Genomic DNA, 24,053 nt, shown 5'->3' with positions numbered 1-24,053 from the left:
TGGCCGCAGGTCGGGCCCTCCATCGACTTTGGTATCGCCGGGCGGCGGGGGCCGCGGGTCAGCCGAGTTTGGCGACGGTGAGGAGGACGGCGGCGTCCTCCAGGGCCTCCAGGCTGTGCCGCGCGTCTGGGACGATGAGGAGGTCGCCGGGGATGCCGTCCCAGGAGTGCTCGCCGCTCAGCATCCGCACCCGGCCGTGCAGGACCATGACCGTCGACTCGCCCGGGTTCTCGTGCTCCGCCAGCACGGTGCCCGCCGTCAAGGCGATCAGCGTCTGCCGCAGGACGCGCTCATGACCGCCGAAGACGGTCTCGGCGCTGCGCCCCGTGGAGGCGCCCGCGGCGCGCTTCAAGTGGTCCCGTACCTGTGCGTCCAGCGAGAGCTTCTGCATGGCACCCAGTGTGCCCCGCGTCACGGAGCGGATGCGCGGCGGGTCACTGGAGCGGCCCGGCGGTGACGGGTTTGCCGGACGCGCTGCCCGCCAGCCAGTCCTGCCACGACTTCGCCCACGGCGTGGGCCCGTTGCCGAACTGGAGCTGCCGCGAGGTGCCGGTCACCTTGACGATGTCGCCGCGCTGGGAGAACTCGTAGAACCACTTGGCGTCCGAGGGGGAGGCGTTCACGCAGCCGTGGCTGACGTTGTCGTTGCCCTGGGAGTCGGTCGACCACGGCGCCGAGTGCACGAACGTCCCGCTGTAGGTCAGGCGGACGTTCCACTTGGTCGGGATCCGGTACTCGCCGGGGTTGCCGGTGGTCGCGGAGTCCATGACCATGCGGCCCGCCTTCTCCTGCACGATCATCGTGCCGCTGTAGCTCTCGTGGCCGGGCTTGCCCATGCTGACCTTCATCGTCCGCGCCGTCCTGCCGCCGTCGGTGACCGTGGCGCGGTGCTGCTTGGCGTCGATGGTGGTCACGTGCTTGGGGCCGACGGTGAAGGAGACGCTGCGGTCCTTCATGCCGTACATGCCCTCGCCGGCCTTCAGGCCCGCCAGGTGCGCGACGACCTTCACCTTCTGCCCGGACGGCCAGTACTCGCGGGGCCGGAAGTCGACCTCCTTGTCGCTGACCCAGTGCCAGGCGCCCTCCACCGGCTTGGACGCCTTGACCTCAAGGGCCTTCTCCACGGCGGCCTTCCCGGCCTTCGTGCTCACCGGCCTGGACAGCAGCAGCTGCACCGGCATGCCGACGCCGACCGTCTCGCCGTCCAGCGGCGACATGCCGCTCTCCAGCTTATTCTGCGGCGTCAGCGTCGTGAACGTGGACGTCGCCGTGGCCTCCTTGCCGCCGTCGCCCGCCCCCTTCGCGGTCACCGTGTACGTGGTGGACGGACGCAGCGTCCACGACGACTTCCACGACGAGCCGTCCGGGGCGAGCGTCCCTTCGGCCTTGGCGTTCTTCGTGCCGTAGGTGAGGGTGACGCTGGTCAGCTTGCCCTTGTCCGCGGTGACCGTGACGGGCTTGTCGGGTGCGACCTGCTGGGCGCCGGTCGCGGGCGTGATGGCGAGCTTCACCGCGTCCTCGGCCTTGCCGCCGCTCCCGCCGCCGTCGCCCCCGGACGAGCAGCCCGCGGCGGCGATGGCCGCCGCCCCCATGATCGCCGCGATCGCCGTTCCGGTCCGGCCCTTCAGCACCAGAGCACTCCTCACGCTTGACGCGTCCCTTTGTCAGGGTATGCACGGTTTTACGCAAGCCATGCGAAAGCGCGGAGAATGGTCGGATTCCGCCTGGTCACGGCCTGGTCAGGGTCAAGGGGACGCCAGACCCTCCGCGCCGTGCGGGAGCCGCGCGGCGGCGGCCCTGTCCAGAAGGAACAGCGTCCCCTGCCGGCCCCGCGCCCCGGCGACCGGCGCCCGCACGGGCGACGGCTCCGTCAGCCCGAGCCGGACGGCCTCCGCCTTCGACTCGCCCGCGGCCAGCAGCCACACCTCCGTCGCTGCCTGCAGCGACGGGAACGTCAGCGAGATCCGCGTCGGCGGCGGCTTCGGCGCGTTCCGCACCGCCGTCACCGGGCGCTCGTCGCGCAGCGCGGGCATCTCGGGGAACAGCGACGCCACATGCGCGTCCGGGCCCACGCCGAGCATCAGCACGTCGAACGCCGGCACCGGCCCGAGGTCTTCTGGACGGGCGGCGGACCGCAGCTCGGCGGCGTAGCGCTCGGCGGCGGCGTCGGGGTCGTCGCCGTCCGGGCCGTCCGCCGCCGGCATCGGATGCACCCGGGCCGGATCGACCGGGACGTGGTCGAGCAGCGCCGCGCGGGCCCCGGTCTCGTTGCGCTCCGGGTCACCGGCGGGCAGGAAGCGCTCGTCGCCCCACCACACGTCCACGCGGCCCCAGTCGACCGCGTCGCGGGCGCCGGTCGCGGCCAGCGCGGCGAGCACCGCCGTGCCGACGCCGCCGCCGGTCAGCACGATCGACGCCGTGCCGCGGGCCGCCTGCGCGTCCACGATCCGCGTCACCAGCCTGGCCGCCGCCGCCTCGGCGAGGACGTCCTGGTCGCGGTGCAGCAGGACCGACAGGGGGATCACGCGTCCTCCGCGTGGTCGCGGCCCTGCTCGGCCGCCTGCTCGATCGCGGGCCCGGTCCGCGCCGCCTCCGCCGTCGCCGACAGCGGCTCGCTCGCGGTGCCCTCCTTCGTCGTCCCGCCCGCGAGGTCCTTGGCGAACCGGGCCGCGGCGTCCCGGTACACCTCGTCGGGGTCGAGCCTGCGCAGCTCCTCGGCCAGCAGATCCGACATCGGGCGGCGCATCAGCGACACCTGCCGGTCGGGCTGGCCGGGACGGCACAGCGTCGCGACCCGCCCGTCCGGGCGGTGGATCACGATGTCGCCGCCGGTCGTCGCCAGCCGGACGCCGGTGATGCCCGGGCCCTCCGACACCGCCCGGTCCATCGGGACGCCGAGCCGGATCGACAGCCACGCCGCCAGCAGCTCCGCGCTCGGGCTGTCCGGCTCCGCCGTGACCTCGCCGGACACGATCTCGTCGTGGTCCTGGTCGAGCGCGGCGGCCAGCAGCGACCGCCAGTTCGTCAGCCGCGTCCAGGTGAAGTCGGTGTCGCCCGGACGGTACCCGGACGCGAGCTGCGCCAGGGTGCCGAGCCGGTCGCGGGCCGCGTAGGAGTCCGTCACGCGCCGCTGCGCCAGCCGGCCGAGCGGGTCCTTGGCCGGCACCTTCGGCACCTTGCCGCCCGGCCACCACGTCACCACCGGGGTGTCGGGCATCAACAGCGGGACGACGACCGAGTCGGCGTGCTCGGCCAGCGGCCCGTACATGCGCAGCAGCACCGTCTCGCCGGGCCCGGTCTCGCCCATGCGAATCTCGGCGTCCAGCCGGGACGAACTGCCGCGCGGGTCGCGGGAGATGACGGTCAGCACCCGGCACGGATGCTCGCGCGCCGCCTCCGTCGCCGCGCGCACCGCGTCGTACTGCGCCGACTCGTCCGTCACGATGATCAAGGTGAGGACCATGCCGACGGCGGGGCCGCCCATCAGGTGCCGGGACTGCGTCAGCGCGTCCTGGATCTGCCGGGTGGTGGTGCCCGTGAGGTCGATGTTCATCAGAGCCTCCTCCAGGTGCGGCCGTCGCGCGCCATCAGCTCGTCGGCGCTGTCGGGCCCGTAGCCGCCGGACTTGTACTGGTCGAGGCCGCCCCGGCTCGCCCAGAACTCCTCGATCGGGTCCAGGATCCGCCAGGACAGCTCGACCTCCTCCTGGCGCGGGAACAGCGGCGGGTCGCCGATCAGCACGTCCAGCAGCAGCCGCTCGTACGCCTCAGGCGAGGTCTCGGTGAACGACTCGCCGTAGGCGAAGTCCATGTTGACGTCGCGGATCTCCATCGAGGTGCCCGGCACCTTCGAGCCGAACCTGACCGTGATGCCCTCGTCCGGCTGCACCCGCATGACCAGGGCGTTCTGCCCGAGCTCCTCGGTGTCGGTCTCCGAGAACGGCAGGTGCGGCGCCTGCTGGAACACCATCGCCACCTCCGTCACCCGGCGGCTGAGCCGCTTGCCGGTGCGCAGGTAGAACGGGACGCCCGCCCAGCGCCGGTTGTCGATCTCCAGCTTCACGGCGGCGTAGGTCTCGGTGCGGGTGTCGGCGGGGATGCCGTCCTCCTCCAGGTAGCCGCGGACGTTCACGCCGCCCTGCCAGCCCGCCGCGTACTGCCCCCGCGCCGTGGACGCCTCCAGATCGCCCGGCACCCGCACCGACGAAAGGATCTTGGCCTTCTCCGCCCGGACGGCCTCCGCGCTGAACGACGTCGGCTCCTCCATCGCCGTCAGCGCCAGCAGCTGCAGCAGGTGGTTCTGGATGACGTCGCGGGCCGCGCCGATCCCGTCGTAGTACCCGGCCCGGCCGCCGATGCCGATGTCCTCGGCCATCGTGATCTGCACGTGGTCGACGAACGAGCGGTTCCAGATCGGCTCGAACATCGTGTTGGCGAACCGCAGCGCCAGGATGTTCTGCACGGTCTCCTTGCCGAGGTAGTGGTCGATCCGGAAGATCGACTCCTCGGGGAAGACGCGGTGGACGGTGTCGTTCAGCTCGACGGCGGTCTTCAGGTCGCGCCCGAACGGCTTCTCGATCACGACCCGCCGCCACGACCCCTCCTCGCGGTCGGCGAGGCCGCTGCGCCGCAGCTGCTCGACGACCTTCGGGAAGAACTTCGGCGGGATCGACAGGTAGAACGCGTAGTTGCCGCCCGTGCCGCGGGTGTCGTCCAGCTCCTTGACGGCCATCGACAGCGCGTCGAACGCGCCCGGGTCGTCGAACGTGCCGGGGACGAAGTGCATGCCCTCGGACAGGTGCGTCCACACGTCCTCGCGGAACGGGGTGCGGGCGTGCGCCTTGATGGACTCATGGGCGATCTGGCGGAAGTCCTCGTGCTCCCAGTCGCGGCGGGCGAAGCCGACGAGGGAGAACCCCGGCGGCAGCAGCCCCCGGTTCGCCAGGTCGTAGATGGCCGGGAGCAGCTTCTTGCGCGACAGGTCGCCGGTGACGCCGAACAGCACCAGCACGCACGGCCCGGCCACGCGCGGGAGGCGCTTGTCCCGCGGGTCGCGGAGCGGGTTGGCCGGGCTGATCAGTGGGTCGGTCACGTGGTCCCCTTCGTCGGTGATCGCACTGCGCGCTCAGTCCCCTTCTCTGGCGGAGTCGAGCAGCCGGGCGAGCCCCGCCCGGCGGTTCTGCAGGTGCAGCCGCACCACCGGGCGGCCGGCCGCGCGCGCGTCGCGGGCGTCCCCGAGCGCCCGCGCGAGCTGCAGCATGCCGAGCCGGTGGTGGCGGCCAGGGACCGGCACGTCGCGGACGACGTTCCCGGTCACCATCAGGTATACGCCCCCGTCGCGGTGATCATTCCAGATCGCGGGGTGGCCCGCGCCCCAGTCGACGGTGACCGGGCGGCGGGAGCGGGCGGCGAGCAGCGCGGCCAGCCGGCGGACCTGCCCGCCCTGCCCGCGCGCCTCGTCCGGGTCCAGGTAGGCGACGATCGCGAGGTGCTCGTCGGCGCCGATCCGGGCGGCGAGCGCGTCCACGAGCGCGGGCAGGTCCGGCGCGGCCATCAGCTCCGGGACGGTCGTGAACACCTCGACCGCCTGGCCCGCGGCGCCGTCGGCGAGGAGCGGCTCCCCGGTCCCGTCGTCGAGCGTCAACGGGGCCGCGCCGTGCCGCGGCGCGAGGGGGTCCAGCTCCAGCAGGTAGGACGCGACGGCCGCGGCGTACTCCCACACGACGAGCTGGGCGGCGAGCGGGCCGGTGACGGTGGCGTCGTCCTGGCGGGGACGGCCGTCGAACGTCACGAGGAACAGGTCGTCGGCGGGCTGGAGGGGGAGGCCGCCGTCCTGGACGACCGGCGTCAGCCGCCCGCACGCCGTCTCCTCCAGCAGCAGCGCGACCCACCGCGCGATGCCGGGCAGCGCCGCCGGGTAGCCGCCGAGCACGGCCGTGCGCCGCCCGGCGCGGACCGCGCCGCCGAGGATCGCGCCGAGGACGAGCCCCGGATTGTTCTCCGGCCTCGTCAGCGACGGCAGGACGGCGGTGGCGCCGTCGAGCAGCGCGGGCACGTCGGCGCCGGCGAGGGCCGCGGGCACCAGCGCGTAGGGGGACAGGGCGCCGAACGCGGTCGGCGCGGGAGCCTCGATCAGCGGGTGGCCCGCCTCGGCGGCGCGCTTGGCGGCCGCGGCGCGCGGCTCGGCGACCGTGACGAACCGCCGCGCGACCTCGGCGGACGGCAGGCCGAGGCCGTCGCGGAGCAGCCCGTCCAGGACCCGGCGGAGCGCGTCGGAGCCCGGGTCGTCGCCGGTCACCACGATCAGCGTCCGGCCCAGCCGCTCCGGGTCGTCGGCGAGGCGCAGCAGCGGGCCCGGCTCCGGCCCGTCGAGGACGGTGAGCGGCATGATGGGGGAGCCCGGCTCGTCGTCATCCGCGTCGTCCGCGGCGAGCCGGTGCGCCGCGACGATCAGCTCGGCGGCGCGGGCCGGGGCCCCGTGCCCGAGCAGCGCGACCTCGGTCAGCCCGTCCGCGCGGGCCTGCCGGCGCAGCTCACCGGCGCGGTCCAGGGCGGCACGTCCCGGGCCCGGCTGACTCGGCCAGCACAGCGCGCGGCCCTCCGCCCCGGCGGCGCCGGCGGACGGCCACAGCGACGGGTCCTCCGAGGCGAGCCGGACGGGCACCTCGTCGATCCAGAGCCGGCCCAGCACCCGCTCGGCGGCCTCCCTGAGCGGCCCGCGGGCAGTGATGGCCGTCTCCCCCGAGACGACGGCGGTGAAGCTCACGGCCTGCGCGCCCCCGCCACCGCCCGCACCGCCTCGGTGAGCCTGCCCGCGCCGTCCACCGGGTCGCGCAGGTGCAGCCGGATCACCGGGAGCCGCCGCCTGCGCAGCGCCCGCAGCTCGCCGAGCGCCCGCGCGATCTGCAGCTTCGCCAGGCTGTAGGGGCGGCCGGGGACGGGCTGCGCGGCGAGCGCGTCGCCCGGCGCCGGGTCGCCGGTGATGATGAGGAACGCGCCGTTGCCCCGGCCGTCCTTGTGCACCGGTCCAGTGGCGTGCGGGTAGGCGGGCCCCGGGCCGTAGGCCACGGGGCGCCCGGACCCGCGGGCCAGGGACGGCGCCAGATACCGGCCGGAGAAGTCGCCCAGGTACGTCATGACCGACAGGTACCCGTCGGACGGCACGGACGCGACCAGCCCGCCGAGGACGGTCTGCAGCTCCGCGCCCGGCGGCCACGGGAAGTCGGCGTGCACCTCGATGCCGTCCTCGACGTACACCGGACGCTCCCCGGACGGCGGCCCGTCGCCCGCCGCGCGCAGCAGCGCCGCCGCGTCGTCCTCCGCCTCCTGGACGACCGTGCCGCCCGCCTCGAACGGGTTCACGCCGAGCAGCCACCCGGCGACCGCCGTCGCGTACTCCCACAGCAGGAACTGCGCGCCCAGCGGCGCCCACACCGAGGTGTCGGACTCGTCGTCGGCCGCCGACCGCGGGTTGATCGACACGCCGTGCACGTCGGGGAACGCGCCGCGCCCGCCGAGCGCCTCCAGCGCCAGCACGCCCCGGCCGCGCTTGCCGGTCCCGACCGCGAGGAGCTGGGAGATCCAGGCGCTGAGCGCGCCCGTCCCGCCGGGCTCGCGCAGCAGCACCTTGTCGCGCGCGACACCGCCCTGCCCCTGCTGCGCACAGCCGCCGAGGATCGCGCCGAGCAGCAGGCCCGGGTTGTCCTCGTCCTTGCCGAGCGAGGGCACCAGCGACGCCGCCTCCTCCAGCAGCCGCTCCGCGTCCGCGCCCGCGAGGACGGCCGGGACCAGCCCGTACGCCGACAGCGCGCCGTAGTGCCCGGGCAGGTACGGGTCGGTCAGCCCGATCCGGTAACCGCACTGCCGGGCGAAGTCGTGCAGCGGGCTGCCGTGGTCGGTGATGACGAGGAACCGGCTCGCGATCTCCCGCTCCGACAGGCCCCGCTCGCGGAACGCCGCCGCGAAGATCCTGCGGTAGGCGTCGCCTTCGAGGGACACGCCCGCCTTGCTGGCCAGCACGACGAGCGTCCGGTCGAGCCGCTCCAGCGCGAACGCGAGGGCGGCGGTGTCGCCGCCGTCCAGGACGGTCAGCTCCCCGGTCGGGCGGCCCGTGCCGTTGCGGTCCTGCCCGGCGGCGCCGGGGGGCGCGTGCGCCTCCATGATCGCCTGCGCGGCGAGGCTCTCCGCGCCGACGCCGATCAGCACGATGTGGTCGAGACCCGAGTAGCGCGCCTCCGCCACCAGGCCGTCCACCTGGGTCAGCAGCCCGCGGGAGGCGAACGGCAGGTCGAGCCAGCCGAGCCGGCTGTGGTCGACCGCGCGCCGGCCCCACAGCCGCGGGTCCTTGGCGGCGAGCGCGCCAGGAACGCCGCAGCTCACGAGGTAGTCCCTCGCCTGCAGCGCCGAGTCCAGCACGTCACCGCGCGTCAGTACGTCGAATCCGGACACTGCACCCTCCCTCCCCCCATCGTTTCAGGAGAGAAAGGGCATTCGCGACCATCTCCATCGATCTTCTTCGGCCCGGCGGCCGGGTCAGGCGGCCGGGTCAGGCGGCAGGGTCAGGCGAGCGCCTCGGCGAGCTGGGCGAGGCCCTCCGCGCGGTCGCGCAAATGGAGCCGGACGGCGGGACGGCCGAGCGACCTCACCACCCGCAGGTCGCCGAACGCCTGCGCGAGCTGCAGCTCCCCGAGGCTGTACGGCCTGCCCGGGACCGGGACGTCGCCCGTGACGGCCCCGGTGACCTGCAGGAACGCGCCGTTCTGCGGGCCGCCCTTGTGGTACTGGCCGACGGCGTGCAGCGACCGCGGCCCCCACCCGAACGTGACGGGCGCCGGACGCCGCCGGACCTTCGCGCCCCGCGCCGCCAGCAGCGGCCGGAGCCCGGCCGCCGCCGCGTCCCCGACCCGGTCCAGGTACGCGACCGCGGCGAGGTAGCCGCCGTCCGGGACGTCCTCCAGAAGCACGTCGAGAGCCTCGGTCAGGGTCTGCGCGCCGCGCAGCGAGCCCTCCGGGGCATGGACCTCCACCGCGCCCGCCACCAGCTCCGGCGGGGCGCGCACGATCGTGGGCGCCGCGCCTTCCTCGGAGCGCAGCAGCGCCGCCGTGCTGTCCAGCGACTGGGCGACGTCCGGCTCGGCGAACGGGTCCACGCCGATCACGCGGGACGCCACCGCGACCGCGTACTCCCACAGCAGGAACTGCGCGCCCAGCGGACCGGCGACGCTCACGCCCGCCTCGCGTCCCGGGCCGGGCTCGTCCGGACGGCGGCCCAGGATGACGCGGCGCAGGTCGTCGGTCAGCTCGAAGCCGGGCGCGTCGACGCTCTCCACCACGACCGGCAGCAGGCCCTTGCCGTCCTTGCCCATCGCGCCGCCGACCAGCTGCTCCGCCCACGCCGCGAAGCCGTCGAGGCCCGACCCGTTGTCGGCGATGACCAGCTTGTCGCGGGCGCCGAGCGCCGACGACGCGAGCGCCGCGCCCAGCGCCAGCGCCGGGTTGTCGTACGGCTGCAGGAGCGCCTGCGCCAGCCGGGACGCCTCGTCCAGCAGGACGGACACGTCCACTCCGGCGAACGCTGCCGCGACGACGCCCCGCGCGCCGAGCGCACCGAAGCGCGAGTCGACGTCGGCTTCCGCGTGGACGAGGTGATGGCCCACGTCCAGGGCGGCGCGTTCGAGCGCGGAGCCCTCCTCCGCCACGATCACGAACCGGCGGGCCAGGTCGGCGCCGCCCAGCCCGGCCTCGGAGAACGCCCGCCCGAAGACCCGGCGCAGCGACTCCGCCTCGACGCTCTCGCCCACCACGACGACGAGCGTCCGGCCCAGATCCCCGGCCAGGACGCCCGCCACCTCGTGCGGATCGGAGGTGTCCAGGACGATCAGCTCCGTCCCGGCGACGCCGCCCGCGGTGCGGAACATCGCGTCGGCGGCGAGCGCGGAACCTCCCACGCCAACCAGCACGATCCGGTCGAGACCGGCGTCGCGGGCCTCGGCCGCCGGTTCGGCCAGCCGGGCCGCCAGCGACCGCGAGGTCTCCGGCAGGTCCAGCCAGCCGAGGCGGCGGGCGGCGAGCGGGGCCGCGTCGGGCCCCCACAGGTTGGCGTTCCCGGACGTCAGCGAACCCGGCACGCCGTCGGAGACGAGCCGGTCAAGGACCGTCTCGCTCTCGTCGACGACGGCGCCGCGGATGGTGACCGAGATCCCCCCGGCGGTCACCACCGAGGTCACGCGCCGGCCCTCTTGGCGTCCAGCTCGCCGGTGATGGAGTCGAGCAGTTCCTTCCACGAGGCCGCGAACTTCTCGACGCCCTCGTCCTCCAGCACCTTCACGACGTCGTCGTAGTCGACCCCGGCGTCCTTCAGCGCCGCCATGTGCGCGCGGGCGTCGTCGTAGGCGCCGCGGACGGTGTCGCCGCGCAGCTGCCCGTGGTCGGCCACCGCGACGAGCGTCGCCTCCGGCATCGTGTTGACCGTGCCCGGCGCGACGAGCTCGTCCACGTACAGGGTGTCGACGAGGTCGGGGTCCTTCACGCCGGTCGAGGCCCACAGCGGACGCTGCGGGCGAGCCCCCGCGTCCTTCAGCGCCTTCCACCGGCCGGTGCCGAACTTCTCCTCGTACAGCGCGTACGCGAGCCGCGCGTTGGCCAGGCCCGCCTTGGACTGCAGCGCCTTCGCCGCGTCGGTGCCGATCTTCTCCAGCCGCTTGTCGATCTCGGTGTCCACCCGGCTGACGAAGAACGACGCCACCGACGCGATCTTCGACAGGTCGTGCCCGTTCTCCCGAGCCTGCTCCAGGCCGGTGAAGAACGCGTCGATGACCTCGCCGTAGCGCTCCAGCGAGAAGATCAGCGTCACGTTCACGCTGATGCCCTCCGCCAGCGCCGCGGTGATCGCGGGCAGGCCCTCCTTCGTCGCCGGGATCTTGATGAACAGGTTGGGCCGGTCCACCAGCCACCACAGCGCCCGCGCTTCGGCGACAGTCCGGCGGGTGTCGCGGGCCAGCCGCGGGTCGACCTCGATCGACACGCGCCCGTCCAGGCCGTCCGTCCGGTCGTACACCGGGCGCAGCACGTCGCAGCCCCAGCGGATGTCGTAGGTGGTGATCGCGCGGGACGCCTCCTCGACGTCCACGCCCCGCACCGCCAGGTCGCGGACCTGGTCGTCGTAGGCCGTGCCCTTGCTCAGCGCCTTCGCGAAGATCGTCGGGTTGGAGGTCACCCCGACGACGTTGCTGTCCTTGACCAGCTCCGCCAGGTTGCCCGAGCGGAGCCGGTCGCGGCTGATGTCGTCCAGCCAGATCGACACGCCCTCGTCCGAGAGCGCCTTCAGGATGTCGCTCATCGTGCCTCTCCCTAGTTGCCGGTGGTCTCGCCGCGCCCGGCGTGCTTGACGCTCGCCTTGATCAGGCTGGCCTTCGCCGCCGCGACGACCCGCTCGGAGGTGATGCCGAACTGCAGGAACAGCGTCTTGTAGTCGGCGGACGCGCCGAAGTGCTCCAGGCTCACCGCCTCGCCGGCGTCCCCGATGTAGGTGCGCCAGCCGAGCGCGACCCCGGCCTCGACCGACACGCGGGCGCGCACGCCGGGCGGCAGGACCTCCTGCCGGTAGGCGTCGGTCTGCGCCTCGAACCACTCCACGCACGGCATCGACACGACGCGGGCCGGGGTGCCCTCCGCCTGCAGCGTGTCGCGGGCCTCCAGTGCGAGCTGCACCTCGCTGCCGGTCGCGATGATGATCACGTCGGGCCGGCCGCCGTCGGCGTCCGCCAGCACGTAGCCGCCCTTGGCGGCGCCCTCGGCCGACGCCAGCCCGGCGCCGCGGTCGAGCGTCGGCAGCTTCTGCCGCGTCAGCGCGAGCCCGGCCGGGCGGTCGGTGTGGGTGAGGATCGTCCGCCACGCCACCGCGGTCTCGTTGGCGTCCGCCGGGCGGACGACGTCAAGGCCCGGGATCGCCCGCAGCGCCCACAGGTGCTCGACGGGCTGGTGCGTCGGGCCGTCCTCGCCGAGCCCGATCGAGTCGTGCGTCCACACGAACGTGACCGGCAGCTTCATCAGCGCCGCCAGCCGCACCGCCGGGCGCATGTAGTCGCTGAAGATCAGGAACGTGCCGCCGTACGGGCGGGTGCCGCCGTGCAGCGCGATGCCGTTGCAGATCGCGGCCATCGCGTGCTCGCGGACGCCGAAGTGCAGCGTCCGGCCGTACCGGTGCCCCGGGAACTCCTTCGTCTGGAACTCCTCGGGGATGAACGACGGCTCGCCCTTCATCGTCGTGTTGTTGCTCTCGGCCAGGTCGGCCGAGCCGCCCCACAGCTCCGGCAGCACCGGCGCGAGCGCCGCGAGGATCTGCCCGGACGCGGCGCGGGTCGCGATGTCCTTGCCGGGCTCGAACTCCGGCAGCGCGCCGTCCCACCCGGACGGCAGCGTCCGGGACGAGATCCGGTCGTACTCGGCGGCCCGATCCGGGTTCGCCGACCGCCACTCCTCGAACGCCTTGTTCCACTCGGCGTGGTCGGCGCGGCCCCGGTCGCACACCTGCCGGGCGTGCGCCAGGACGTCCTCGGGGACGTGGAACGACTCCGCCGGGTCCAGGCCGAGGATCCGCTTGGTCGCCGCGACCTCGTCCGCGCCGAGCGCCGCGCCGTGGATCTTGCCGGTGTTCTTCTTGTTCGGCGCGGGCCAGCCGATGATCGTCCGCAGCGCGATGAACGACGGCCTGGCGGTCTCCGCCTTCGCCGCGGCGAACGCGGCGGCCAGCGCGGCGACGTTCTCCTCGTAGTCGCCGTTCTCCGTCCAGTCGACGTGGTGGACGTCCCAGCCGTAGGCGGCGTACCGGGCCCGGACGTCCTCCGACAGCGCGATCGCGGTGTCGTCCTCGATGGAGATGTGGTTGTCGTCGTACAGCAGGACCAGGTTCCCGAGCCGCTGGTGGGCGGCGAGCGCGCTCGCCTCGTGGCTGACGCCCTCCTGGACGTCCCCGTCGGACGCGAACGCCCAGACCGTGTGGTCGAACGGCGACTCGCCCTGCGGCGCGTCCGGGTCGAACAGGCCGCGCTCGCGGCGCGCCGCCATCGCCATCCCGACCGCGTTCGCGACGCCCTGACCCAGCGGGCCCGTCGTCGTCTCCACGCCCGCCGTGTGCCCGAACTCGGGGTGGCCGGGGGTGAGGCTGCCCCACTTGCGCAGCGCCTTCAGGTCTTCCAGCGTCATCGGGTAGCCCGACAGGTACAGCTGGATGTAGAGGGTCAGGCTGGAGTGGCCGCAGGACAACACGAACCTGTCCCGGCCGGGCCAGTGCGGGTCCGTCGGGTCGTGCCGGAGGAAGCGCTGGAAGAGGAGGTAGGCGGCGGGCGCGAGGCTCATCGCCGTCCCCGGGTGGCCGGACCCCGCCTCCTCGACCGCGTCCATGGCGAGGGCGCGGATCACGTCCACCGCCGCCCCGTCCTGGTCGGACCACTCAAACGTGCTGTTGTCCCTGCTCACGGAACGCCGGGCTCCTCTCGAACCGGTGTACGGACTGTGCTCGTGCGCCGCCCGCGCGCGCCCGCCCCATGAGCGGTAACGTCCGGCGGCGCGGCGCCTCTTCCCGCCGGCCCCGTGCGACGCCCCGTCCGCGACCGGCGAAGATCATGACTCGCCCTTCGCGAGCCTATCGCCAAGCACCCCTGCCCGGACGTACCGGCGGCTAACCCCCTGGCGCGGGGGATCGCGCGAGCGATCCGGGAGGTGATCCGGTGACCCGGTGCGTGACCCCCGGAGGGGGCGCACTACAGTGATTGCGCGGTTGACGACAGCGGCCGCGGCAGGAAGAAGCCGGAAGTTGCATCCAGCCGAGGCCGGCCCGGATCGCGGGGGCGCCGCCTTGGTGGTACGCGACTTTCTCATCCCTAGTTGGACGTGGACCCGATTGTGACGGTGCTCAGTAACAAGCGCGGGGTCGAGGTCGGCCTCGACCTCGACGAGGGGGCGTCCGTGGCCCCGCTCGTGCCGGTGGCCGCCGAACCGGACCTCGACCTGGCCCCGGCCGCCCGGCGGACGTTCGGGGCGAGCCTGCGCGCCTATGTCGCGCTGACGAAGCCGCGCGTGATCGAGCTGCTCCTGATCACCACGATCCCGGTGATGTTCCTGGCGTCCGGCGGCGTGCCGGAGCTGTCCACCGTGCTGCTGACGCTGGCGTTCGGCACCATGTCCGCCGGCGCCGCCAACGCGATCAACTGCTACATCGACCGCGACATCGACGCCAAGATGCGCCGCACCCGGCGCCGCCCGCTGGCCCGCCACCAGGTCACCCCCGCCCGCGCGCTGATCTTCGGGGTCGGGCTCGCGGCGCTGTCCACGGCCGGGTTCCTGCTCGCCGTCAACCCGGTCGCCGCCGGCGGGTCGCTGTTCGCGATCCTGTTCTACGTCTTCGTGTACTCGCTGCTGCTCAAGCGCCGGACGTCCCAGAACGTCGTGTGGGGCGGCATCGCCGGGTGCATGCCCGTCCTCATCGGGTGGGCGTCCGTCACCGGCGGCGTCGCCTGGACGCCGCTCGTCCTGTTCGGCGTCGTGTTCCTCTGGACGCCGCCGCACACCTGGACGCTCGCGATGCGCTACCGCGACGACTACGCGCTCGCCAAGGTCCCGATGCTGCCGGTCGTCGCCACCGAGCGCCGCGTCGTCACCGAGAGCCTCGCCTACACCTACGCCACCGTGGCCTGCTCGCTGCTGCTGTGGCCGGTCGCCGGGATGGGGCCGGTGTACGCCGCCGTCGCCGCCGTCCTCGGGCTGGTGTTCCTCGCCGAGGGCCACCGGCTGCTGCGCGCGGTGCGGGCCGGGGTGACGGGCGTCCACCTCCGGCCGATGCGGTTCTTCCACCTCTCCAACGTCTACCTGGCGCTGCTGTTCACGGCCGTGGCCGTCGACCCGATCTTGTCGTAGGCGGCCTCCCCGTTCGCCGCTACGTGCCGTTACGCTTCGCCACATGACGCACGTGGACCCCAAGGCGGTGCTCGAAGGGCGGGTTCCGGGGCGGCCCCCGGTCGGAATGATCCTCGGCATGACCGTCTCGGGCGTGTGCGTCCTCATCGCGCTCGGCCTGACCGCCGCGTTCGGCGGGGCGGGGTTCTGGGTGGGGGTGCTCCTCGCCATCGTCCCGATCCCGGTGCTGGTCGCGCTCGCGCTCACCCTCGACCGGCTGGAGCCCGAGCCGCCGCGCGCCCTCGTCTTCTCCTTCCTGTGGGGCGCGGGCATCGCCGTGCTCGGCGCGCTCGTGCTGAACACCGCCGGGCTGCTGTACGTGACCGTCCCGATCTTCGGGGAGGCGGAGGGCCACTTCGTCAGCGCCACGTTCGGCGCGCCGCTCATCGAGGAGACGCTGAAGGGCGCCGTCCTGTTCGGCATGCTGTGGTTCCGCCGCAACGAGATCGACGGCTTCGCGGACGGCATCATCTACGCCGCCATGGTCGGCCTCGGCTTCGCGATGATGGAGAACATCACCTACTACATGCGCGCCTACGACGAGGGCGGCGCGCAGCAGCTCACGGCGGTGTTCGTCCTGCGCGGGCTGATCGCGCCGCTCAGCCATCCGCTGTTCACCTCGATGACCGGGCTCGGCGTCGCCTACGCCGCCACGCACCGCCGCGGCCAGTTCGCCGCGCCGATCGCCGGGCTGCTCGGCGCGATGATCCTGCACGGGCTCTGGAACGGCGGCGCGTCGCTGGGGCTCGGCGGCCTCGGCGTCGTCTACGCGCTGGACTTCTGCATCCTCGTCGCCCTGATCGTCGTCGTGTTCGTCGAGCGCCGCGGCACCGTCCGGCGCATCGAGGCGTACCTGCCGATGTACGCCGGGACGGGCCTGGTGACGCCGCAGGACGTCCGGATGCTGCGCTCCATGCCGGCCCGCCGCGTCGCCCGCCGCTGGGCCCGCAACGTCGGCGGCAAGGACGCGGCCCGCGCCATGACCGACTACCAGCTCGCGGCGACCGAGCTGGCGCTGCTGCACAAGCGCGCCGACCGGGGCGTCGCGGACCGGGGCTGGTTCGTCGCCCGCCGCGACGCGCTGCTCGGCCTGATGTCGCTGGCCAGGCAGGCGTTCCTGCGGACGCCGCCGCGGTCGGGCGCGGCGGGCCCGCCGTGGGCGGGTCAGGGGCCGTCCGGGTTCACCCAGCCGCCGCACGGCCCACCGCCGCCCGGCCCGCCGGGTCCGCCCGCGCCGCCGGGTCCTTATCGGACGTAACCGGGGGCCGGATCGGAGGCATCGGCGCACGCCCATACGATTGGTGCCGTGGCAGAGCGACCCTCCTCCAACCTCCTGAACCGGGCCTGGAACGCCGTGTGGCGCCCGACGCCCGGGTCGCTGCGGCTGCTCGCGCTGCTCGGCGTCATCGGCAACGTGGTCATCGTCGTCAGCGGCGGCGCCGTCCGGGTCACCAAGTCCGGGCTCGGCTGCCCCGACTGGCCGCGCTGCTCCGGCGACAGCCTCGTCCCGACGCACAACCCCGAGCACCACGTGCTCAACATGTCGATCGAGTTCGGCAACCGGCTGGTCACCTTCGTGGTGCTGGCCGTGGGCGCGCTGGTGTTCGTCGCGGCGCTGCGACTGCGCCCGCGCCGCAAGGACCTGGTGTGGTGGGCGCTGGCGCAGCCGATGAGCGTGGTCGCGCAGGCCGTGATCGGCGGGATCGTCGTCCTGACCGAGCTGCACCCGGCGACCGTGTCCCTGCACTTCCTGGTGTCGCCCGCGCTGCTCGTCTTCTGCGTGGCCCTGTGGATCCGCGCCGGTGAGGGCGACGCGCCGCCGCGCGCGCTCGCCGGGCCGTGGACGCGCCGTCTCACCGCAGCGCTGATCGTCGCCTGCGCCGCCGTCATGGTCGCGGGCACCGTCGTCACCGGCACCGGCCCGCACGCGGGCGACGCCGAGGCCCGCCGCTACGGCTTCGACATCACCGACGTCGCCCGCATCCACAGCGTCCTGGCCTGGGTCACCACGGCTCTGACGGTGATCGTCGTGATCGCCCTCTACCGGACCGGGGCCCCCGCCGCCGCGCGCCGCCGTGGGAACGAGCTCGCCGGGCTCATCGTCGCGCAGGGCGTCGTCGGGTACGTCCAGTACTTCCTGGGCGTCCCGGAGGGCCTGGTGCTGCTGCACATGCTCGGCTCGGTGCTGATGTGGCTGGCGGCGTTCCGCCTCTTCTTCGCGCTTCGCGACCGCGGGCCCGTCCCGGCGGCGATGGGACCCGCGGCTCCCGCCGCGGCCGCGCCCGCCGAGACCCCTCAGCCCGCCTGACGTCAGCGCTTTTTCCGCAGGAACTCGCGGAGCCGGTCCAGCGGCCAGGTGTTGATGACGTCGTCGGGCGTCAGCCAGCCGCGCTGCGCGGTGCCGACGCCGTAGCGGATGTTGCGGTGGTGGCCGAGGGAGTGCGCGTCGGTGTCGACGGAGAACTTCACGCCGAGGCGCTTGGCGCGGCGGATCAGGTCGGCGGGCAGGTCGAGCCGGTCGGGGAACGAGTCGATCTCCATGGCGGTGCCGGTGCGGGCCGCGGCGCGGAACACCTCGTCCCAGTCGGCGTCCACCGGCGGGCGGCGCCCGATGCTCCGGGCGGTCGGGTGCCCGATGACGTGGACGTGCGGGTTCTCGCACGCCCGGACGAGCCGGCGCGTCATCGCCGCCTGGTCCTGCGTGAAATGGGAGTGGACGGACGCCACGCATACGTCGAAACGGGAGAGGAAGTCGGCGTCCCAGTCGACGCCGCCGTCCGGGTCGATGTTGAGCTCGGTGCCGTGCAGGAGCGTCAGGTCGCGGTATTGCTTCTGCAGCTTGGCGACCTGGACGCGCTGCGCGAGCATCTTCTCGTCGGTCATCCCCTGCATCACCAGGTTGGGCGCGTGGTCGGTGATCGCGTAGTACTCCAGGCCGCGGGCGTGCGCGGCGGCGACCATGTCCTCCAGGGACGCGACGCCGTCGGTCAGGTCGGTGTGGCTGTGCAGGTCGCCGCGCAGGTCCTCCACGGTGACGAGCCGCGGCAGCTCCCCGGCGAGGGCGGCCTCGATCTCGCCCGCGTCCTCGCGGAGCGTGGGGTGCACCCACGGCAGGCCGAGCCGCTCGTAGACCTCCTCCTCCGTCTCCGACACGATCAGCTCGTCCGACTCCGCGTCGAACAACCCGTACTCGGACAGCTTGAGGCCCGCCTTCACGGCGATCTCGCGGGTGCGGATGTTGTGCGCCTGCGACCCGGTGAAGTACTGCAGCGCCGCGCCCCACGACTCCGGCGGGACGACCCGCAGGTCGACCTGCAGCCCCTTGGCGGTGCGGATCGAGGTCTTCTTGTCGCCGCTCGCGATGACCTCCGCGACGAACGGCAGCGCCGCGAACGCCTCCATGATCGGGTGCGGGTCGCGGGACGCGGCCAGGACGTCCACGTCGCCGATCGTCTCCCGCATCCGGCGCAGCGACCCGGCGTGCTCGCACCGCTCCACCTGGGGCAGCCCGGAGAGGGCCGCGACGACCTCGTCGGCGACGCTCGCGGCGGCGTCGACGAGGACGCGCTCGCCCGCGCTCCGCATCAGCTCGATGCCGCGCAGGATGTTCTCCTCCGTCTTCGCGCCGAAGCCCTTCAGGCCCTTCAGCCGCCCTTCCTTGATGGCGGCGGCCAGCTCGTCGACCGAGGAGATGCCGAGCTCCTCGTACACGGCGAGCGCCTTCTTGGGGCCGAGCGTGGGGATGGCGGTCAGCGCCCTGACCCCGGCGGGGATCTGCGTGCGCAGCTCCTCCACCTGCCGGATCGTGCCGGTGTCGTTGTAGTCGAGGACCTTCTTCGCGATCGCCTCGCCCACGGCGGGGATCGCGCGGAGCCCGGCCAGGTCGAGGCCGGAGATGTCGTCGGGATGCCCGGCGATCGCCCGCGCCGCCTTCTCGTACGCCCTGATCTTGAACCCGTCGCCGCCGGTGATGGACAGCAGGTCGGCCAGTTCCTGGATGAGGGCCGCAGCCTCGTCGTTCGCCCGTGCCATGCCTTCGAGTCTAGAAGCCGGGTCCGACGTTCCGGCTCCAGGACGCCTGGCGGGACGCGGGTCAGCGCAGCGGCGCGACGGGCCCGTTCGGGTCGTCCATCCGGGCGCGGACGACGTCCTCGGCGATCGCGGAGACCTGCTCCTCCGGCAGGCGCCGGTAGCCGTCCTCGGTGACGACCGCGATCGTCGGGAAGATCCGCCGGGCCAGGTCGGGGCCGCCGGTGGCGGTGTCGTCGTCGGCCGCGTCGTACAGGGCCTGCACGCAGACCGTCGCCGCGTCCTCCAGCGACAGGTCGCTGCGGTACAGCTTCTTGAGCGCGCCCAGCGCGTACGGGGAGCCTGAGCCGTCCGCGTGGAAGTCGCGGGCCTCCTGCGGGGCGCCGGTGATGTCGTAGGTGTAGATCCGTCCCTCGCCGGTGTCGGGGTCGTACCCGGTGAACAGCGGGACCACCGCGAGGCCCTGCAGCGCCTGGGCGAGGTTGGCCTGGATGACGGCGCCGAGGCGGCGGGCCTTGCCCGGCAGCGACAGCGGTACGGTCTCCATCTTCTCGTAGTGCTCCAGCTCGACCTGGAACAGCCGGACCATCTCCAGCGCCAGCCCGACCGTCCCCGCGAACGCGACGGCGGAGTACTCGTCGCCGCGCTGCACCTTGTCGAGGTGGCGGTAGGCGATGCGGTTGCCCTGGGTGGCGCGCCGGTCGCCCGCCATCATGACGCCGCCGGGGAACGTCAGCGCCAGGACGGTGGTGCCGTGCGGCAGCTCCGGGACGTCCCCGTCCGGCACCCGGTTGACGGGCAGCAGCTCGGGGGAGTGGACGCGCAGGAAGTCGACGAACGACGCCGACCCCGCCTCGAAGAACTCGGGCGGAATCCCCTGGTCCTCGCTCCGGCCGGTCACGGCGGCTCCTCTCCGCTGGACGATCCTTGATCCGATCCTTCCACGCTGCCACAACCGTCCGCCACTTACGCTTCGGGTGCTTCCGGCGGATCCTTCTGGCTCCGCGTGGCGCCCGCGCAGGCGACGATGACGCAGCAGATCGCGACCCACTGGCGTCCGGTGAGGATCTCGCCGAGCAGCGCCACCCCGACCAGCGCGGCCACGGCGGGCTCCAGGCTCATCAGGATCCCGAAGACGCGGGCGGGCATCCGCCGCAGCGCCTCCAGCTCCAGCGAGTACGGGATCACCGACGACAGCAGCCCGACGCCGAGCCCGATCAGCAGGAGCTTCGGGTCGAGCAGGGCCGACCCGGCGGACGCGACGCCCAGCGGCAGGATCGCGATCGACCCGATGACGCTGGCGAAGGCCAGGCCGGTGGACCCGGGGAACCGCTGCCCGGTGGCGGCGGTCAGCAGGATGTACGCGGCCCAGCACGCCCCGGCGAGCAGCGCGAACGCGATCCCGACCGGGTCGAGGTCGTCGGCGCCGCCCCTGGCCAGCATGACCACGCCCGCCCCGGCCAGCACGACCCACAGCGCGTCCCTCGGACGCCGGGACGCGACGATCGCCACCGTCAGCGGCCCGAGGAACTCGATCGTCACCGCCACGCCCAGCGGGATCCGCGCGAACGACTGGTAGATCGAGAAGTTCATCAGCGCCAGCGCGAGCCCGAAGCAGGCGGCGATGGCGAGGCTGGAGCGGGAGTGGTCGCGCAGGATCGTCCGCATCGCCTTGCGAGCCAGGAACCCCAGCACGATCGCGGACGTCAGCAGCCGGATCGTCACGACGGCGCTCGGCGGCAGCCGGTCGAACAGGTGCTTGGCCATCCCGGCCCCGACCTGCAGGGAGATGATGCCGAGCAGGATCAGCGCGGGCGGCGGCACCGACCCGAGCGACAGCATGCGGGCGCGTCCGGGCGCCCGCGACGCGCCGCCGAGCGACCCGGGCGCCTCAGCGAGTGCCATCCGCTACTCCCATTTGAAGAACCTCCCGGCCAGGACGAGCCCCGCGACGGCCCACACCGCGAGGACGATGAGGGGCGTGCCGGGGAGGGACGCGCCGCCCTGGAGGACGTCCCGCAGACCCTCGGCCAGCGCCGTGATGGGCAGCAACTCCAGCGCGTTGCGGACCCCGCCCGGGAACTCGTCCAGGGGGAAGACGACGCCGCCGGCGGCCAGCAGCAGGATGTAGACGAGGTTGGCGGCGGCGAGGGTGGCCTCGGCGCGCAGCGTCCCCGCCATGAGGAGCCCGAAGCCGCTGAACGCGGCCGTCCCGAGCAGCAGCAGCACGATCACCGAGAAGGGGTCGCCCTGCGGGTGCCAGCCGAGCGCCAGCGCCACCGCGCAGATCACGGCGGCCTGCACCGCCTCGACGGCGAGCACGGCGAGGGTCTTGGCGGCGATGAGCCCGCCGCGCGGCAGCGGCGTCGCGCCGAGCCGCTTGAGGACGCCGTAGCGCCGCTCGAAGCCCGTCCCGATCGCCTGCCCGGTGAACGCCGTGGACATCACCGCGAGCGCGAGGACGCCCGGCGCGAGGAAGTCGATCCGGCGGCCGGGCCCGAGGTCGAGCAGGGAGGTGGCGCCGAACAGCACGAGCAGCACCACCGGGATGATCAGCGTCAGCAGCAGCTGCTCGCCGTTGCGGAGCACGGCGCGGATCTCGAAGGCGGCCTGGGCGAGGATCATCCGCGGCAGCGGCACCGCGCCGGGCGCCGGGGACAGGTCCATGGGGGCGGTCACGAGCGGAGCTCCCGTCCGGTCAGTTCGAGGAAGACGTCCTCCAGGGTGCGGCGCTCGATCCGCAGGTCCTCGGTCATGACGCCGTGCGAGGCGCACCAGGCGGTGACGGTGGCGAGCAGCTCGGGCCGCACGTCCGCCTCGATCAGGTAGTGCCCGGCGGGCGACTCCTTGGCGGCGCTCCCGGCGGGCAGCGCCGACAGCAGCTCCTCCAGGCCGAGGCCGGGACGGGCGCGGAAGCGCAGCTGACGCTCCGCGCCGGTCAGCTCCTCGGGGGCGCCCTCGGCGACGACCCTGCCGTGGTCGACGATGACGACGTGGTCGGAGAGGCGCTCGGCCTCCTCCATGTTGTGCGTGGTGAGGACGACCGAGACCCCTGCGGCGCGGAGCTCCTCGATCAGCGTCCAGGTGGCGTGCCTGGCCTGCGGGTCGAGGCCGGTGGTGGGCTCGTCGAGGAAGACCAGCTCCGGCCGTCCGACCACGGCGACGGCCAGCGACAGCCGCTGCTGCTGCCCGCCCGACATGCGGCGGACCTGGGCGCGGGCGTGCCCGGCGAGGCCGAGCCGCTCCAGCAGCGCGGACGGGTCGAGCGGCGTCGCGTGGAACGAGGCGACGAGCCGCAGGAACTCGCCGGCGCGGGCCGTGCCGGGCACGCCGCCCGACTGCGGCATCACGCCCACCCGCGGCTTCAGCGCCCGCCCGTCGGCGACGGGATCGAGGCCGAGGACGCGGACCGTTCCCGAGTCGGCCCGCCGGAACCCCTCGCAGATCTCGATCACGGTGGTCTTGCCCGCGCCGTTCGGGCCGAGCAGCGAGGTGACCGCGCCCCGGGCGGCGGTGAGCGACAGGCCGTCCACGGCGGGCCGCGCGCCGCCGGCCGCGCCATAGCGCTTGACGAGCGTGCGCAGCTCGACGGCGCCGTCTCCGGGGGGTGTCATGCCCACGAGTTTAGGTCGGGGGAGGGACGGCCCCGCGCCCGGTCCCGCCGCCGGGACGGTGAAGGCGCGGTAAAGGCGCCGAGGGAAAGTGGATCTAGTTTCGCCCACGTGAGCCGGGGGAATTGACCGCCTGTCGCCGGGGCGGGGCCTGGCGGCCTGGGGCCCGCCATCGGCGCCGGGTCCCGAGGAGGTGGGGATGGCGTTCCATGTCGACTCGGAGGTCGGGCGGCTGCGGAGCGTGCTGCTGCACCGGCCCGAGCTGTCGCTGAAGCGGCTGACCCCGTCCAACGCCGCTGGCCTGCTCTTCGACGACGTGCTGTGGGTCAGGCGGGCCGTGGAGGAGCACGAGGAGTTCGAGGACGTGCTGCGCGCGCAGGGCGTCCGGACGCACCTGGTGCTCGACCTGCTGCGCGAGACGGTCGAGAACCCCGAGGCCCGCGTCCACATCCTCGACGCCGTCGTCGACCCGCACTGGTTCGGCCCGCTCGCCGTCGACGCGATCCGCAACTGCTTCGACGCGATGGACCCCGCCGAGCTGAGCGCGTTCCTCGTCGGCGGGATCACCAAGCGGGAGATGCTGGAGCGGATGCCGGAGCCGGCGTCGATCGCGTTCCACTCCATCCCGCTGGACGGGTTCATCCTGCCGCCGCTGCCCAACCACCTGTTCACCCGCGACACCTCCTGCTGGATCTACGACGGCGTGTCGATCAACACGATGCGCAAGAAGGCGCGGATGCGCGAGACGGTGAACATGGAGGCGATCTACCGCTGGCATCCGCTGTTCGCCGACGGCTACGGCAGGCCCGGCGCCTGCGGCGGCTTCCACGTCTGGAACAAGGGCATGGAGATGGCCCCGGCGACCCTGGAGGGCGGCGACGTCCTGGTCATCGGGAACGGCGCCGTCCTGGTCGGGATGAGCGAGCGGACGCAGCCGCAGGCCGTGGAGATGCTCGCGCAGTCGCTGTTCGCCGCCGGTTCGTGCGGCCGGATCGTCGCGCTGCGGATGCCGCAGAAGCGGGCGTTCATGCACCTGGACACCGTCATGACCATGGTCGACCACGGCGTGTTCACCACGTACGCGGGGATGGGGATGCTGCCGTCCCACACCGTCGAGCCGGGCGACACCGAGAAGGAGCTGAAGATCACCGACCATCCGCCCGAGGACATGCACCGGGTGATCGCGGCGGCCCTCGGGCTGGACGCGATCAAGGTCCTCACCCCGACGCAGGACGTGTTCGCCGCCGAGCGCGAGCAGTGGGACGACGGCTCCAACGTCCTGGCCGTCTCGCCCGGCGTCGTCGTCGCCTACGAGCGCAACGCGACGAGCAACAACCATCTGAGCCGGAACGGGATCGAGGTCATCACGATCCGCGGCAGCGAGCTCGGCCGCGGGCGCGGCGGCCCGCGCTGCATGTCCTGCCCGATCGAGCGGGACGCCTGACGCCCGCCACTTCCCAGG

19 protein-coding genes are annotated in these 24,053 nt (G+C 73.7%); 4 read left to right on the top strand and 15 right to left on the bottom strand.

Annotated features, from left to right (window positions below; translation table 11 throughout):
* Positions 1–58: 58 nt before the first annotated feature.
* The 10 genes from E1287_RS00180 to tkt form a co-directional block, all read right to left on the bottom strand.
* Positions 59–391 carry a cupin domain-containing protein gene (locus tag E1287_RS00180; protein WP_131962226.1) on the bottom strand — a complete coding sequence of 111 codons (333 nt, stop codon included), beginning with the start codon at positions 389–391 and terminating at the stop codon, positions 59–61.
* Between the two features lie 43 nt (positions 392–434).
* Positions 435–1,646, bottom strand: a complete 1,212-nt coding sequence (locus E1287_RS00175) for an Ig-like domain-containing protein (protein WP_243718425.1) — start codon at positions 1,644–1,646, stop codon at positions 435–437.
* A gap of 99 nt (positions 1,647–1,745) precedes the next feature.
* The gene (gene pgl / locus E1287_RS00170) at positions 1,746–2,525 is read right to left on the bottom strand and encodes a 6-phosphogluconolactonase (protein WP_131962224.1); all 780 of its coding nucleotides are present in this window, start codon (positions 2,523–2,525) and stop codon (positions 1,746–1,748) included.
* Entirely contained in the window at positions 2,522–3,553 is a 1,032-nt protein-coding gene (locus tag E1287_RS00165) for a glucose-6-phosphate dehydrogenase assembly protein OpcA (protein WP_131962222.1), read from the bottom strand. The genes pgl and E1287_RS00165 overlap by 4 nt, the downstream gene beginning before the upstream one ends.
* Entirely contained in the window at positions 3,553–5,091 is a 1,539-nt protein-coding gene (gene zwf / locus E1287_RS00160; protein WP_207933934.1) for a glucose-6-phosphate dehydrogenase, read from the bottom strand. Before zwf ends, E1287_RS00165 begins: the two co-directional genes overlap by 1 nt.
* A 33-nt stretch (positions 5,092–5,124) precedes the next feature.
* Positions 5,125–6,765 (bottom strand): glucose-6-phosphate isomerase, encoded by a 1,641-nt coding sequence (locus E1287_RS00155; protein WP_131962220.1) that lies wholly within the window; start codon positions 6,763–6,765, stop codon positions 5,125–5,127.
* Positions 6,762–8,447, bottom strand: a complete 1,686-nt coding sequence (locus tag E1287_RS00150) for a phosphoheptose isomerase (protein WP_131962218.1) — start codon at positions 8,445–8,447, stop codon at positions 6,762–6,764. Before E1287_RS00150 ends, E1287_RS00155 begins: the two co-directional genes overlap by 4 nt.
* 110 nt (positions 8,448–8,557) lie before the next feature.
* Positions 8,558–10,225, bottom strand: coding sequence for a glucose-6-phosphate isomerase (locus tag E1287_RS00145; RefSeq protein ID WP_131962216.1), 1,668 nt, complete (start codon positions 10,223–10,225; stop codon positions 8,558–8,560).
* Positions 10,222–11,337 carry a transaldolase gene (tal, locus tag E1287_RS00140; RefSeq protein ID WP_131962214.1) on the bottom strand — a complete coding sequence of 372 codons (1,116 nt, stop codon included), beginning with the start codon at positions 11,335–11,337 and terminating at the stop codon, positions 10,222–10,224. The genes E1287_RS00145 and tal overlap by 4 nt, the downstream gene beginning before the upstream one ends.
* An 11-nt stretch (positions 11,338–11,348) precedes the next feature.
* Positions 11,349–13,400, bottom strand: coding sequence for a transketolase (gene tkt, locus E1287_RS00135; RefSeq protein ID WP_243718466.1), 2,052 nt, complete (start codon positions 13,398–13,400; stop codon positions 11,349–11,351).
* Between the two features lie 582 nt (positions 13,401–13,982).
* On the opposite strand from tkt, the gene E1287_RS00130 reads away from it, so the two are divergent.
* From E1287_RS00130 to E1287_RS00120, 3 genes are read left to right on the top strand one after another with little or no spacing between them, the layout of a single operon-like run.
* Complete coding sequence (locus E1287_RS00130; RefSeq protein WP_243718464.1) at positions 13,983–14,912, top strand: heme o synthase; 930 nt, start codon at positions 13,983–13,985, stop codon at positions 14,910–14,912.
* 43 nt (positions 14,913–14,955) lie between these two features.
* Positions 14,956–16,209: a PrsW family intramembrane metalloprotease gene (locus tag E1287_RS00125; RefSeq protein WP_131962210.1), complete on the top strand. Its 1,254-nt coding sequence runs from the start codon at positions 14,956–14,958 to the stop codon at positions 16,207–16,209.
* 48 nt (positions 16,210–16,257) lie between these two features.
* On the top strand, positions 16,258–17,259 hold the full coding sequence (locus E1287_RS00120) for a COX15/CtaA family protein (protein ID WP_131962208.1): 1,002 nt from the start codon (positions 16,258–16,260) through the stop codon (positions 17,257–17,259).
* Positions 17,260–17,261: 2 nt separating this feature from the next.
* Here the strand turns inward: E1287_RS00120 and polX are convergent, their stop codons facing one another.
* From polX to E1287_RS00095, 5 genes are all read right to left on the bottom strand, one after another.
* A complete protein-coding gene (gene polX, locus E1287_RS00115) occupies positions 17,262–18,983 on the bottom strand; it encodes a DNA polymerase/3'-5' exonuclease PolX (RefSeq protein WP_131962206.1) in 1,722 nt (573 codons plus the stop codon).
* A gap of 61 nt (positions 18,984–19,044) precedes the next feature.
* Positions 19,045–19,881 carry a proteasome subunit beta gene (prcB, locus tag E1287_RS00110; RefSeq protein WP_131962204.1) on the bottom strand — a complete coding sequence of 279 codons (837 nt, stop codon included), beginning with the start codon at positions 19,879–19,881 and terminating at the stop codon, positions 19,045–19,047.
* A 65-nt stretch (positions 19,882–19,946) separates the two neighbouring features.
* Entirely contained in the window at positions 19,947–20,885 is a 939-nt protein-coding gene (locus tag E1287_RS00105) for an EamA family transporter (protein WP_131962202.1), read from the bottom strand.
* A gap of 3 nt (positions 20,886–20,888) precedes the next feature.
* Positions 20,889–21,647 carry an ABC transporter permease gene (locus E1287_RS00100; RefSeq protein ID WP_131962513.1) on the bottom strand — a complete coding sequence of 253 codons (759 nt, stop codon included), beginning with the start codon at positions 21,645–21,647 and terminating at the stop codon, positions 20,889–20,891.
* An 8-nt stretch (positions 21,648–21,655) separates the two neighbouring features.
* Positions 21,656–22,594: an ABC transporter ATP-binding protein gene (locus E1287_RS00095; RefSeq protein ID WP_131962200.1), complete on the bottom strand. Its 939-nt coding sequence runs from the start codon at positions 22,592–22,594 to the stop codon at positions 21,656–21,658.
* Between the two features lie 196 nt (positions 22,595–22,790).
* Between E1287_RS00095 and E1287_RS00090 the strand changes: the two genes are divergently transcribed.
* Positions 22,791–24,035 carry an arginine deiminase gene (locus E1287_RS00090; RefSeq protein ID WP_131962198.1) on the top strand — a complete coding sequence of 415 codons (1,245 nt, stop codon included), beginning with the start codon at positions 22,791–22,793 and terminating at the stop codon, positions 24,033–24,035.
* Positions 24,036–24,053: the final 18 nt, after the last annotated feature.

Source organism: Actinomadura sp. KC06 (genome assembly GCF_004348735.1).
Classification (GTDB): Bacteria; Actinomycetota; Actinomycetes; order Streptosporangiales; family Streptosporangiaceae; genus Spirillospora.
This window is presented reverse-complemented; position numbering and strand designations above follow the sequence as displayed.